This window comes from Halovivax gelatinilyticus (assembly GCF_024300625.1).
Lineage (GTDB): Archaea > Halobacteriota > Halobacteria > Halobacteriales > Natrialbaceae > Halovivax > Halovivax gelatinilyticus.
The window spans coordinates 3,386,656-3,400,374 of sequence record NZ_CP101322.1 but is presented as its reverse complement, the minus strand read 5'-3'; the positions used below and the strand labels follow the sequence as shown (position 1 = coordinate 3,400,374).

The 13,719-nt window shown below is 59.9% G+C and carries 10 protein-coding genes; 2 read left to right on the top strand and 8 right to left on the bottom strand.

Annotated elements, in window-relative coordinates:
* Positions 1-4: 4 nt before the first annotated feature.
* On the bottom strand, positions 5-685 hold the full coding sequence (locus NKH31_RS16135; RefSeq protein ID WP_254862814.1) for an EthD domain-containing protein: 681 nt from the start codon (positions 683-685) through the stop codon (positions 5-7).
* A 306-nt stretch (positions 686-991) separates the two neighbouring features.
* On the opposite strand from NKH31_RS16135, the gene NKH31_RS16130 reads away from it, so the two are divergent.
* The gene (locus NKH31_RS16130; protein ID WP_254862813.1) at positions 992-2,356 is read left to right on the top strand and encodes a tryptophanase; all 1,365 of its coding nucleotides are present in this window, start codon (positions 992-994) and stop codon (positions 2,354-2,356) included.
* 106 nt (positions 2,357-2,462) lie between these two features.
* Here the strand turns inward: NKH31_RS16130 and gcvPB are convergent, their stop codons facing one another.
* From gcvPB to NKH31_RS16100, 6 genes are all read right to left on the bottom strand, one after another.
* Entirely contained in the window at positions 2,463-3,998 is a 1,536-nt protein-coding gene (gcvPB, locus tag NKH31_RS16125; RefSeq protein WP_254862812.1) for an aminomethyl-transferring glycine dehydrogenase subunit GcvPB, read from the bottom strand.
* Positions 3,995-5,332, bottom strand: coding sequence for an aminomethyl-transferring glycine dehydrogenase subunit GcvPA (gene gcvPA, locus NKH31_RS16120; RefSeq protein WP_254862811.1), 1,338 nt, complete (start codon positions 5,330-5,332; stop codon positions 3,995-3,997). Before gcvPA ends, gcvPB begins: the two co-directional genes overlap by 4 nt.
* Before the next feature lie 210 nt (positions 5,333-5,542).
* Entirely contained in the window at positions 5,543-6,880 is a 1,338-nt protein-coding gene (hmgB, locus tag NKH31_RS16115; RefSeq protein ID WP_254862810.1) for a hydroxymethylglutaryl-CoA synthase, read from the bottom strand.
* Positions 6,881-6,979: 99 nt separating this feature from the next.
* A complete protein-coding gene (locus NKH31_RS16110) occupies positions 6,980-8,617 on the bottom strand; it encodes a hypothetical protein (RefSeq protein WP_254862809.1) in 1,638 nt (545 codons plus the stop codon).
* A 201-nt stretch (positions 8,618-8,818) separates the two neighbouring features.
* Complete coding sequence (locus NKH31_RS16105) at positions 8,819-9,397, bottom strand: DUF2150 family protein (RefSeq protein ID WP_254862808.1); 579 nt, start codon at positions 9,395-9,397, stop codon at positions 8,819-8,821.
* A 209-nt stretch (positions 9,398-9,606) separates the two neighbouring features.
* Positions 9,607-10,458: a TatD family hydrolase gene (locus tag NKH31_RS16100; protein WP_254862807.1), complete on the bottom strand. Its 852-nt coding sequence runs from the start codon at positions 10,456-10,458 to the stop codon at positions 9,607-9,609.
* Positions 10,459-10,971: 513 nt separating this feature from the next.
* On the opposite strand from NKH31_RS16100, the gene NKH31_RS16095 reads away from it, so the two are divergent.
* Entirely contained in the window at positions 10,972-12,750 is a 1,779-nt protein-coding gene (locus tag NKH31_RS16095; RefSeq protein WP_254862806.1) for a S8 family serine peptidase, read from the top strand.
* A gap of 141 nt (positions 12,751-12,891) precedes the next feature.
* On the opposite strand, the gene NKH31_RS16090 is transcribed toward NKH31_RS16095, so the two are convergent.
* The gene (locus NKH31_RS16090; RefSeq protein ID WP_254862805.1) at positions 12,892-13,347 is read right to left on the bottom strand and encodes an NYN domain-containing protein; all 456 of its coding nucleotides are present in this window, start codon (positions 13,345-13,347) and stop codon (positions 12,892-12,894) included.
* Positions 13,348-13,719 lie beyond the last annotated feature (372 nt).

Here is a 13,719-nt window from a genome sequence, read left to right as displayed (position 1 = left end):
TCGATCACCGACTGTCAGTGACGAGTCGTTCCCGTCCGATAAAGCGCGGGCGCTCGTCGATCGCGAGGAAGTTGTCGACGTCTTCTCGGGCCTTCTCGGCCATCTCGCCGACTGCGGCGTAATCGCGCGACCCCTCGCTCCCGAGCGCGTCGTACAGCGCGTCGATGTCGTCGAAGTAGAGTTCGGCGACGCCGTCGAACGGCTGCACGTCGGGGTCGGTTGGCACGACGGTATCGTACTTGACGACGCCGGTGATCTCTCGTGCGATCGGCGTGTGGTTGTTCTGCCAGTGATCGACGAACTCCTCGTGCGTGAGGTCGTCCTTCCTGACGAGAAACGCCGAGTGTTTGTAGAGACCGTCTGTGTCGTCGTCGACGTCGTCGCGCTGGACGATCGGCTCGCCGGCCATCCCACGCTCAGCGGCGATGACGTTTGCGAGCGACGAGTCGGCGGCGCTCACGAGACCGTCACGATCCTCGACGACGTCGGCGTAGGCGGATTCGTCTTCGAAGAAAAATTCCGCGAGCCCGTCGAATTCGGCGTGTTCCGCCATTGTGGGGAACACTTCGTGGTAGCGGACGACGCCGTCGACTGCGTCCCCGAGTGGCGCGGCTTGCCACTTTTCGACGAACTCCTCGTGTGAAACGTCAGCTGTGCGCGACAACAGTGCGACGTGCTTGTACATAACCCAGCGTTCGTTTCGCCCCCAATAAATCGTACCGATACCGTCGCCGTTCACCGCCACCACTACGAACGACCCGAAGACTCCAATCACCGGCCGGGTCGGCCGACCGTGACCCTTCGACCGGCGTGTCCGACGAACGCCCCGAACGACCAGTGCGTCCGGCGGATACCCCGAACGACCAACCCGTTGCGTGAGTGTACGGGATCTTCCCCATCAGACTACGATGCGCCGCGAATGTGGCCGTACGCGCGTCGATGTACAGGATCCGTCACTCAACTTGTTCACGCCGGGGCGCCTTCTATCGGTATGGTCAGTTACCGCACGAAGGTCGCAGAGCCGATTCGACTCCCGTCGCGAGTGGAACGCGAACGGGCCCTCGAAGCGGCCGGATACAACGTCTTCAATCTGGCATCGGCCGACGTCTACGTCGATTTACTTACCGACAGCGGAACCGGTGCGATGAGCGACGCACAGTGGGCGGCCCTTCAACGAGGCGACGAGTCCTACGCTGGCTCGCGTAGCTTCGACAGGCTCGAACGCGCGGTTGCAGACGTGATGCGGTTCCCACACGTCGTTCCAGCCCATCAGGGACGAGGTGCCGAGAACGTCCTGTACGGCTCGATCGTCGAGGACGGCGACGTCGTGTTGAACAACACGCACTTCGACACTACCCGCGCCCACGTTACCAATCAGGGAGCCGATCCCGTCGACTGTCCGGTCTCCGGTGCGCGCGAACCGGACGCTGACGGTCGGTTCAAGGGTAACTTCTCGACCGATCGGGCTAGAGAGGTCGTCTCCGATGTCGGGGCCGACGTCGTTTCGACGGTCGTGTTGACCATCACCAATAATTCCGCGGCCGGACAGCCGGTCAGCGTCCAGAACACCCGCGAGGTAGCTCAGTTCGCACGCGAAATAGATGCGACGTTCGTCATCGACGCGTGTCGGTTCGCCGAGAACGCGTACTTCGTCAAGCGGGACGAACCAGGTTTCGAAGACGCATCGATCGCTGATATCGCTCGTGAACAACTCGGCTACGCGGATGCGATCGTCATGAGCGGGAAGAAAGACGGCCTCGTCAACGTCGGCGGGTTCGTCGCGACCGACGACGAATCACTGTTCGACCGGTGTAAACACCGCGCGATACTCTACGAGGGGTTTCCAACCTACGGCGGCATGGCCGGACGAGACATGGAAGCGCTCGCCGTTGGCGTTCGCGAAGCGGTAACGGAATCGTATATCAGCGGCCGAATCGATCAGGTTCGCCAACTCGGCGAATCGCTCGCCGAAGCGGGTGTACCCGTCTACGAACCGTTCGGCGGACACGCCGTCTACCTCGACGCCGCTTCGTTGCTCCCGCACATTTCACACGAGTCATTTCCGGGCCAAGCGCTCGTCTGCGAACTGTATCTCGAAGGGGCCGTACGCGGCGTCGAACTCGGCAGCTTCGCGTTCCCAGACACGGACCGACCCGAACTCGTTCGGCTCGCCGTTCCGCGCCGAACCTACGGCGCCGAGCATTTCGACCACGTCGTCGAGGCGGCCACCGCGGTCATGGACAGGCGGGAATCGGTCTCCGGACTCACGCTCGCTTCCGAGCCGCCGATCCCTGAACTCAGACACTTCACCGCTGAACTCGAACCGGTCCGCGCGTCGGCCCCGTCGACCGAGTGACTGACGAGTCGGGTTCGTGTAGGCCACCGAGATCGTCTAAACCGTATAGACGGTGTCGAGAAACCGACCGTATCTGGCGAACGAGCGACGGTCGGCGTGAATCCGGTCAGTCCTCGGTCTCCGTGAGTGCGTGCCAGGACAGTCGCGGATTCCGCGCGGCGCTCGTCTGATCGATTCTCCTCGCGGTCGTCCGATTCGGAGAGCCTTCGAGCGTCTCGTCGGCCTCTCTCGCTACCGCATCGAACGCGGCGGCGAGTTGATCGAGCGTCTCCTTCGATTCGACCTCCGTCGGTTCGGTCATCAGCGCCTGAGGGACGATCTCCGGCCACTTCGTCGTCGGCGGGTGAACGCCGTAATCGAGCATTCGCTTCGCGACGTCGGCTGCGTCCTGATCGCCGGCGCTGGCGACGAACTCGTGGTGGAACGGTCCGTACGGTATCTCGTAGTCGATCCGACTGCCGAGGTAGTTCGCGTTGAGGACGGCCTTCGCGCTCGCGTCGGCGAGCCCCTCGTCTCCAAGGCGGGCGATGTAGGCGAACGCCTTGACCAGCACGAGCCAGTTACCCTGGAAGCCGTGAACCTTGCCGATGGTGTATTCGGGGTCGAACAGTTCGTACGTCGCGCCGGTACTCGACGTGGCCAGATCGTCTCCGCGAACGTCGGCGGTAGACTCGTCGTCATCGACGGGACGTACGCGTGGTGCCGGCAAGAACGGTGCCAGCTCCTCGACGACGCCGACAGGACCGGCGCCGGGACCGCCGCCGCCGTGAGGCGTCGCGAACGTCTTGTGGACGTTGTAGTGCATGACGTCGAACCCCATGTCGCCCGGTCGAGCCCGACCGAGTAGCGCGTTCAGGTTGGCCCCGTCGTAGTAGAGCAACCCGCCGACGTCGTGGACCATCTCTGCGATTTGCTCGATGTCTCGCTCGAACAGTCCGAGCGTGTTCGGATTGGTGAGCATCAACGCTGCGGTCTTCTCCGAGAGGGCTGCCTCGAGCGCCTCGAGGTCGACCCGACCCGCATCGTCGCTCGGGAGGGAAACGACGTCGTAGCCGCCGAGGGCGGCCGTCGCGAAGTTCGTCCCGTGTGCGCTCTCCGGGATAATTACCTCGTCGCGGTTGCCGTCGCCGTTGTGCTCGTGATAGGCCGTCGCGACGCGAATTCCGACGAACTCGCCGGCCGCGCCAGCTGGCGGTTGCAGCGTGACCGCGTCCATCCCGCCGATTCGGCCGAGGTAATCTTGAAGACGGTAAAGGAGCTCGAGTGTCCCCTGTACGGTCCCTTCGTCTCGATCCGGGTGAACGCTCGCGCCGGGAAGGGCCGCGACGTCCTCGGTGTACGGCGGATTGTACTTCATCGTACACGATCCGAGCGGGTACGGGCCGCTCGTGATGCCGTAGGTGTGCTGAGAGAGTCTTGTGTAGTGACGAGCGAGTTCAGACTCCGCGAGCGACGGGAGTGATAGCGAATCACGCGTGAGTTCGTCCGGAAGCCCCGCCGCTTCGGCGTCGATTTCGATGTCCGTTCGATTTTTCTCGGAGAGTAGCGGCTCGTAGGTGCCGTTCGTCGTCCAGCGAGCCTGATCGAATCGTCTCTCGTTCGACGTCGATTCCTCGATCTGGTCCGTCGGGTTCTCGCTCATCGAACCACCTCCTCGAACGCGGCGACGAAGTCGTCTAATTCGTCGTCGGTTGCCCCAGAAACGCAGAGTTGAATTTCTCGGTCGTCGACGACGTGAATCGCGAAGCCGTGGTCTTCGAGTTCGCGAGCAACGGTATTGGCCGACCGATCGACCTGGGCGACGAATTCGCGAAGGTGGTGACGGTCGTGAACCGGTGCGCTAACGCCGTCGAGTTCGTCGATTCGCTCGGCCAGTTCGCGGGCCCGTCGGACGTCACGTTTTGCAAGATCGACCATTCCCCCCGGACCGAGCATCGCGGCGTGAATCGCCGTTCTTAGTGCCACCCAGGCCTGATTGGTGCAGATGTTGCTCGTGGCTCGCTCGCGGCGGATGTGTTGTTCTCGGGTCTGGAGCGTGAGCGTGAACGCGCGGCGATCGTCGTCGTCTTCGCTCACGCCGACGAGTCGGCCTGGTACCTGACGGAGGAATTCCTCTCTGGTCGCAAAGAGACCGAGACCCATGCCGTAGGACGTTGGGAGTCCGAGGACGCTCGCGTCGCCGATGACTACGTCCGCACCGACGTCCGCCGGTCGTTCGAGAAGCGAGAGGGCGATCGGATCGGACCCGAGGACGAACAGGGCGTCCGCGTCTGTCGTGACGTCACCGATCGATCCGAGGTTCGGATCGATTGTTCCGCGAACGGTCGGATTCTCCGCGTACACCATGACGACGTCCTCGTCGAGGCGGTCTGTGAGCGCGTCGACGTCGACGGTGGCGTCCGCAGTGGGGTACGATTCGACGGAGAGTGCGGTGCCGTCGACGTAATTTTCGAGCGTCGATCGCTTACCGGACTGGAGGATGTCGGGAACGAGAACGGTCGTCCCGGAGACCTGACGGAGGCGGTCGGCGAGCGTCGCAGCCTCACCCAGGGCAGAGGCGGCGTCGTACATCGAGCAGTTGGCGATTTCGAGCCCGGTCAACTCGACGAGAATCGACTGGTACTCGAACAGTACCTGTAAAAATCCCTGCGAGACTTCGGGTTGATACTGGGTGTACGACGTCAGAAACTCGGATCGGTCGGATAGGTGGTCGACCAGCGAGGGGACGTAGTAGCTGTAGTGGCCTCGCCCGAGCAATTCCGTCAAATCATCGTTCCGGTCGAGGATCGACTCGAGGAGCCGACGCGTCTCACGTTCTGAGCGTGCGTCGATTCCGAACGAATCGTCGAACCGAACGGGCTCGGGAATATCGAAGAGTGCTTCGACCGATTCGACCCCCAACTCGGCGAGCATCGCCGAGGTTTCCGCCTCCGTGTGAGGAGCGTACGGACTCCCCGTCGTGCGTGATCCGTGCATGATTTCGTTCGGTCCCGCAATTCGACACCGGATCGATCGGTTGTCGCGTCATCGTCGATCGACGCCGATACGGAACGCGTTATCTGAACCTTTCGGCGGGGGGATTATGAACGCACCTCTTTCGGTCTATTCCGCCGACGTTGGCATCTCGTTCCACCCTCAGAACACCGGGTGTGATAGGAATAATTCGATATCGTAACCGCGGGATCGTCACTCGACGAAGCGGTACTTCCGTTCGCCCATTCGTCCCCACCCGTCGAAGACGAACTCTGCGCTCGGGGTCGTCAGTTCGGTGGTATCGACGTCTTTGTCGTGGTTGTGGGCGTCGTGGATCGATTCGTACTCTTCGAACGTGATCGATCGACGCGCGTCTAGCTGGTCGTCGATCGTAATCGACTCGATCTCCTCGCGCCAGCCGTCGGCGACGACTTCGGCGTGGACTTCGGCTTCGGCACCGCTCCCGTAGGAACCGACGCCAAGCGTGGATCCAGCGAGATCGAGATCGTTCTCCAGCGCGTGTTTGAGGGCGCTCACGCGGGCGACGTGGACCGAACCCGTGTACCAGTTTCCGACCTCGCGAGAGATCGTCAGCGTCGGTTCGATCGTCTCCGCGTACCACGTCCGGTAGGCGTCCGTCTCTTTGAGCGCGTCCATGTGCTCGCGAACGGCGTCTTCGTAGGCGGTCTCGTCGTCGTACTCCTCGCGACGTGGCTGACGGCCGATTTCCTCGGCGAGTTCCTCCTCGATCGGCGTGTTCCGGATCATGTGTCGGTAGGCGAGCAGTCCGGCCTTTCGGACCATCCCGGGGAACGGCGTGTGGAACGGTACGTACGCGAAATCGTCGGGGTGGCTGGCTCCGGCGACGCTCTCGTAGTCCTCTAAGGCTTCGCGCATGCGCGCAAGGTACACCTGCATCGAGCGCTTTCCGTCGACGCTCGGGAACTGCTGTTGGGGTTTCAGGAAGTCGGTTTCGTCGGCGCTGCCGTAGCCCTGCTCGTTGCTCAGTTCGACGACGTTCGGATCCTCGTCGATCAACATTGCAACGGCACCGGCGCCCTGCGTCGCCTCGCCGGGATCGTCGCGTGCGTAAAGCGCCGTGTCCGTCGCGATCACGAGCGCGGCTCGTCCGCGGCTTCGATCCGCCTTGATCCAGTTGTACGCGTCGTCGAGACACTGTGTCCCGGCGATGCAGGCGAACTTACGTTCGCCCTTGTTCGCGTGGTGGAAGTCGCCGTCGAACACCTGTTCGAGACAGCCCGCGATGTACGTCGAGATCGGCTTCGATTTATCGAAGGAGCTCTCGGTCGCCACGTCGATCCGACCGATGTCTTCCGGGCCGAGACCCTTTCGCTCCATCAGCCGATAGGCGGCGTTGGCCCCCATCGTGACGATGTCCTCGTAACTGTCCGGGAACGAACTCGCGTTGAGTCCCAGTCCCTTCGTGTACTTCTCCGGGTCTTCGCCCTTCTCAGGGGCGAACGTGTTGGGGAGGTCCAACTTCAGATTCCCCGTCCATATCTCGATCGCGTCGATTCCGACACTCGTCATGGTCGGAGTGTGAGCGAGCGGCTATATGATATTGTCGTTTAGGGTTTCGACGGATGTCGTAATTGGCCAATTTCCGTTGGTTGAAAGTTCAGTATGATCTCATGGTTGGACCGTGATTTCCCCTTCCCAAACTTCGTCAACTTCGTCGATGGTAATCTCGATATTATATAGTTCATCATTGTTCCCTCCTCCATGGTTATTAACAGCTGACCATTCGAGGTGGACGAAAGATGTAGACCCAGATTCTATTGTTTCATTAGTCGAATCTACATCAGTGAAAGTTTCTCCCCACCCCTCTGTGCTGGACAGTTCTGCGAGGGAGATTGTATGCGTCCCTTGCTCACCATTGTTCGTGATCTCCACTTCGAATTGGACGGATTCACCATCGGTTACTGGGTCGTCGTATTCTACGTGAACTATTTCGAACATCGGTTGGTGTCCAACACTCGTTGACGCACTGTCGAGTACAACTTCCTGGTCTTGACTCGAGTAGAGAGCCGCCGATATGGTATCATTTACTTCAATACCATCGACACTTTCAACGTCAATTGTTTGGGGACCAATCGAAGTGACGTTCATTGACTCAGTTACGCCGGTTCGCTCATTTTCGACGACAAGGTATGCGGTGTCATCGTCAGTGTTGCCGAAGTCGACAGTAACGTTGACGTATTCGTCGTCTTCGTAAACTGCCCCTGGGAAATTCACACTGCCGTACGGTTCATCGTCATCGGTAACGCTGACCGTAATTACATCGCTCGTTCCCCCGCTGTACACGTACAGGTCGACCGTTCCTTCGGAGTTGAAATTATCGAGGGTGACCTGGCCGTCACCGTCCTGGTCGAAGCCTTCCTCAGCGACGATTGACACACCGACACCGTCGTTATCCCGGTAGGAAAAATCAGCCGATGCGCCTGAAGCATCGCTTTCGGCATCGAACGTCACATCATCTGAACCAGTGGGTACGTGGTAATCTTCAGAACACCCTCTTTCGTCACAGTCAGTCACGGCCGGATGCTGTTGGTCGACACTCCATCGAACGTCGTACGGACCGCTTGATCCACCGTCATCACCACTATCTGATACGGGTTCGCCGAACGATTCGAGTTCCCCACTGGTCGTCTGGTTTTGTGATCGGTCGTCTCCGACGCCGATCTGGGCGACGTACACCGATTTATCGTCGATCGCGTCTTCGTCGAGCACGACGTAGTCCTCGTCGAATTCCAGCCCGTCGTACGACTGGTTCCAGGCTTCGAAGGCGTTCGTCGGTAATCGGATCTCCTCGACCGCGTCACTGACGTGATACACGTCGAACGTCTCGATGGTCACCGAGACGCTCTCACTTCCCTGTACGTTGAGATCCCCCTCGACGAGTGGGATAACGATACGGTTCTCCGAGATGACGCCGCCGCGGTCGCGCGTCACGTTCGCGTACCCGTGCTCGGCGTAGACCAATCCGTGTTCGAGGACAGTCACCGGCGCATCGGCGTACTCGTTGTAGCCCGGCTCGTACTCGAGAAACGAGGTCGCAAAGGAGTACTCGGATCCGTCAGCAGATTGGACGCGAACGTGCGGATCACCCGTCGAATTCGACCGGAGGGTTCCCCTCGGATCGGGCGGATTGATCGCCATCGTGCGTGATTCGTACTGCGTTCCGAGCGAAACCGAGACGTCACGTGTGCGTTCTTCGTAGCCGGTGTCGACGATCGCATTGCGCAGCTCGATGAGATCTGCGCTCACCTCCTGGTGGTGGTTCCACTCCGTCTGTTGATTCTGATCGGGAACCACGTTCGCCTGATACAGGGCGAGCGCAGAAACCAGGATGCCGAGCATGAGCACCGCTCCGATGACGACGGACACGGCGCGCTCGTCACCCCGAACGGGCATGAAAAAACGAAGGTCCCGACCAGTTATACGTGTGGCGGCCGGTCCACTCGATCGCTATTCGTCTTCTTCGACGACTTCCGGATCGCTCATCGCGCTCTGGAGGCTATCGAGACCGTTCACCCACTCGGTGACCAGTCCGTACTCCAGTTCTTCGGCGACGCTGATGTCGATTTCTTCGCCGTCGATGACGAGCGTGCCGGCCTGGGCGACGTAGCTGAGCGCCGCATCGAGGTCTTCTTCCGCTTCGGCGTCGGCCGCCGCTCGAATGTACTCGCTAACGGTCGCTTCCTCGGCTGGACCGGCGGCAACGTACTCCTCGGCTGCGAAGAAGACGCAAACGAGGCTGGTCTGGACGCCGTCGACGAGCATGAGCGTCTCCTCGTCGTCGATGTCCACGTCCGAGAGGACGATCTCGCGGACGTCCGTGAGCTTTTCTAACGCCGCTTCCTCCCCGAGTCCACCGTCGTCGTACGCCGAGACGATCTTGGCAATCGCGATGGCGGTATCGTCCTGGAGGTTCAATAGCAGCCGCGCAGAGGATTCGTCTTCCGGATCTATCTCCTCGTCGTCGATGCGTTCGATCCAGTTTTGCCACCGTTCTCGCGAGTAGAATTCGGTCGGGGAGTTGCTCATACTCGAACCTACACCGGCCGCTTCAAATGCCTTTCTCTACCGTTCTGGCAGTGACGATATGGGCGACGACCGGTGTGAGCGTTCGTGTTAGGGTGATTTAGCCACCCACGATTGGTCAATACGTGCCTCGAATCGACAACAAACGGCACGTCGTTCACCACATCGGTTCACACGGTGCTTCGATCGTCTATCTCTCTACTGACACACGTTCACGATCCATTCAGTGTCTCGACGGTGTCGATGCCGTAGACGAGTTTCGGCGTCTCTACGTGCGCGTTGCGTACCGCTGATTCGTGTCCACGGTCTCGAAGCCAGTTCACCCGGCGCGGAACGGTCTTCGGGCCCAGAACCGCTCCGGGACGGTCCGGATCGTCGACAAAGTCGGTTTCCATCAGGAAGGGATCACCACGCGCCGCAGCCCGTTCGAGCCTGTCGCGGTCGCTCATCACGCTCGGAACGAGACCGTCGAGTCGGCCCGCAGAATAGTGCTTCACCACGCGCGTAGGCGCCAGGCCAGCGTCCGTGGCCCAGGACGCGATCTCCGTCAGATCTTCACTCGATTCGGTGTGTAGCTGAACGGCACACTCAAGTGTCGCCGCGCGGTCGAACGTGTGACGAATCACCTCGTTCGAGGCCTCCCAGACCGCCTCCGTGACGTCGTAGTGCGGTCGTCCGGATTTCAGAGCGATGGCTCGTCCGTCTTCGACGAACGACGCGGCGCGATCGATCCCTCGACACATCAGTTCGCTCGCTTCGGCCGGTTCGTATCCGCGGTCGTCGACCAGTTTAGAGATGAGTCCAGGGTGAACCCCGAGGACGGCCCACGCCGTCCCATCGAGGACGTCCGCTGCGTGTGCTACCGTTTCGAGCGTCCGTTCGAACACGGTTTCGAAATCCGATCCGCTTGACGGTACATCGCCGAGGTACCACGAGGGTTTGTTTACGACGAGTAGGTGTGTGCCTCCGGCTCGTGAAAAGTCTCGAACAGCGTCGATCCCGCGGCCGTGGTCGGGATCGAGGTGGAGGTGATTGTCCAGTATCGGTGTCGTACCCTCAGACATACAGTGAGAAGGTCACGCGCGCACAATAAACGTCCTGTCTCGATTCCAAGCCGATGGTGGAACAACGTATGAGAGATGCTGCTGCATCACGCAACTGACGAACTCGTTCCCGTGTGATTATGGCGAAAGATAAGTAGATTGATACATGGCGCCAAAAATACACCAGGTGTCTCACCTTTGACAGAACTCATTACCATCACGACCCCGGTAGTGGAGTTTAGAAGCGCTGAAACTACAAAATTGAAAAACGGTGGACGGAACATCCCTCAACGGGGCATCCGTGGTGATACAGGAAAAATAAACTCTACCACAGTTTTTATCCGCGGTATCCGAGTCAAATATTAGATCTAAAGACAGTCGTACAACTGCAGTCTGGTGGTTTTAGAAGAGTTAGCTCAATTATTGGTTCTCATTCAAAAATAGACCGTAGTTCACGAATTATTAAATACCATCGGCAACTGAGTGTGAAACGCGATGTCATACCATCGTTCCTCCACGGCAGACAGACGAACTGTGCTGAAGACCACCGGTGCGCTCGGAGCGTTCGCTGGGATTGGGGCCATTGGGTCTGCGAGTGCGCGCGGTGAGACGAAAGAACTGGTCGTGAAGAAATCGGATGTCGTCGGTATCGCCGACGTCAAGTCCGCTGTCGAAACGGCGTTACCGTCCGGGGCGTCGATCGTCCACAAGAACGACGTGCTCGGCTACGTCACGATCGAAGTGCCGCTCAACGACGTCGGAACGGCCGCTGACGCGATGTCGACGCTCGAAGCCCAATCGGCCGTCGAGTACGCAGAAGAGAACGTAACCTATCACACGATGGAGACGGCCTCCGACGACCCACATTTCGGTAGTCAGTATACTCCACAACAGGTGGACGCTCCCGAAGCGTGGAACACTACCCAGGGCGAAGACGTCCTCCTCTCGGTGATTGACCAGGGTGTCGACTACGAGCACGAGAACCTCCACGATCGCTTCGGTTCGAACTTGGGCTACGACTTCGCCGGAACCGGTGGGGACGATCCGATGCCGGTACAGCCGAGCGAAAACCACGGTACCCACGTTGCTGGAATCGCGGCCGCGACGACCAACAACGGGATTGGAACCTCCGGGATCTCGAATGCGCAGATCCTCTCTGCTCGTGCGCTCGACGAGAGCGGTGGCGGATCCCTCCAGGACATCGCCGATGCGATCCAATGGTCTGCCGACCAGAACGCTGACGTCATCAACATGAGCCTCGGTGGCGGTGGCTTCACCGACCTGATGAACGACGCGATCAACTACGCGTTCGACAGCGGGACGCTCCCGATCGCGGCGGCTGGTAACGACGGTGGGTCTGTCAACTATCCGGCTGCGTACGACAACTGTGTAGCAATCTCGGCGATCGATTCGAACTACAACGCGGCGAGCTTCACGAGTCGCGGACCTGAAATCGACGTCACTGCGGGCGGGGTCGACGTCCTCTCGACGGACAACAACGACAGCTACGTCGAGATGTCGGGAACGTCGATGTCGTCACCCGTTGCTGCAGGTGTAGCCTGTCTCGGCGCGTCCGCTCACGGTCTCACCGGATCGAACCAGGATCCCGGCCAGCTCTGGAACCTCCTCATCAGCACGGCCGAACCCGTCGATGGACTCGCCTCCGATGTCGAAGGCGAGGGACTGGCCAATGCGGCAAACATCGTCGGCGGCGGTGACCCACCTGAGGAGCACGATCTGTTGGTGACGGTCGTCGATGACTCCGGAGCGGAAATCCAGGGGGCCACCGTTTCAGCCGGTGGTGACTCCGGAACGACTGACCAGAGCGGCCAGGTCACTCTCGAGGTACCCGAGGGAACGGTAACGGTTGAGGCCGAAGCGGATGGTCTCTCCGGCACCGAAGAAGTCGACGTGACCGGAGACACCTCGGTCACCGTCGAAATCGACGGCGAAGACGATGATCCACCGGGCGAGTGTGGAGCCGAGTCGAACACGGCCAGCGCCGAAGGCGAACTCTCCGGCGGCTGGTGGGGTAACCCGAGCGACACCTACACCTACGAACTGGAGACCGCCGATCCGTGTGCCGCGACGATCACGCTCGACGGGCCGTCTTCGGGCGCCGTCTTCGACCTCTATCTGACGCTCGACGGCCGCGAGCCGTCGACGTGGGACTACGACGAGCGGTCGTACAACTGGGGGGCCGACGAGCAAATCGACGTCGAACTCGACGGCAGCGAAACGTTCGGTATCCTCGTCGATCGCTACGACGGTAGCGGCTCCTACACGCTCACCGTCGAAGAACTCGGCAAGTAAGAGTCCGTACCACCGCAGTGGACTCTCCCTGTTTTTCGTTGTGGGCAGTCTAGCGATATTGCTCGTATCGACGACAACGGTTCGGGCGATCGTCTTCGGCACCGTTTGTGCTGTATCGCGGTGAACGCAGAAAATTGGTTTTCAGTTTTCGTCCAGCGTCATCGATCTACTTGCGGCCAATCGCAACGCGTCGGATCGACCGTACGAACCGGGTGCGATGGCGACCGTTTCGATGCCGTTGGCGTTCGCGTATTCGACGACCGGTTTGAAATCGGTGTCTCGCGAAACGAGGGCGAGCGTCGAGACCCTCTCGTTTGCCAGAAACGCCGTCGCATCGACGGCGAGTTTGACGTCGACGTCTCCGCTCGTAACGATAACCTCGAATCCATGCGCCTCGCCGGCTCGAATAAATCCGGGCGTGGCGTGTTCGTTGACGTAGAGTCGGGCGGTAGCGAGTCGCCCGAGGTCTTCGCCGATGGATCTGAGATCGTCGAGGTCGACGTCGAATTCATCACGAAAGACGTTGGGACCGTCGACGAAGAGACCCACCCCATCAGGTGGATCACGCGAGAAAATGTTGGTGAGCGTCCGGGCCATAGCGAGTGATTCGATTCGGGCGAGAAAAGACTGCCGTCACGCCATCGAACGAGCGTTTCGACAACTGGAACGAGGCTCTACTGGTTCACTACCCGTTTCGGTCGACGGGTCGGAGGGATACGACTGTCGTTCCAACGGGTGAACCTACTATCACTAATAAACTAAGTACAAGGTGTTATTAGCTTATATATTGTGGTTTCTATTCGTAGAATCTGTTCGTCCTACGTCTGGCACTTTAGAACCATCTTCCAAAATCATGTCCAATCAGAAATAATATTCATTTAGTTTACTCAGAATTATATATGGGTTATACTGTAGCATGTAATGGGATGTCAGACCATACACCCACGGCAACCGGTCGACGAACAGTAC

Bases quoted from the DNA above. Each gene is read 5' to 3' on its own strand.
- NKH31_RS16135 (WP_254862814.1), bottom strand. From the start codon at position 685: ATGTACAAGCACGTCGCACTGTTGTCGCGCACAGCTGACGTTTCACAC.
- NKH31_RS16130 (WP_254862813.1), top strand. From the start codon at position 992: ATGGTCAGTTACCGCACGAAGGTCGCAGAGCCGATTCGACTCCCGTCG.
- gcvPB (WP_254862812.1), bottom strand. From the start codon at position 3,998: ATGAGCGAGAACCCGACGGACCAGATCGAGGAATCGACGTCGAACGAG.
- gcvPA (WP_254862811.1), bottom strand. From the start codon at position 5,332: ATGCACGGATCACGCACGACGGGGAGTCCGTACGCTCCTCACACGGAG.
- hmgB (WP_254862810.1), bottom strand. From the start codon at position 6,880: ATGACGAGTGTCGGAATCGACGCGATCGAGATATGGACGGGGAATCTG.
- NKH31_RS16105 (WP_254862808.1), bottom strand. From the start codon at position 9,397: ATGAGCAACTCCCCGACCGAATTCTACTCGCGAGAACGGTGGCAAAAC.
- NKH31_RS16100 (WP_254862807.1), bottom strand. From the start codon at position 10,458: ATGTCTGAGGGTACGACACCGATACTGGACAATCACCTCCACCTCGAT.
- NKH31_RS16090 (WP_254862805.1), bottom strand. From the start codon at position 13,347: ATGGCCCGGACGCTCACCAACATTTTCTCGCGTGATCCACCTGATGGG.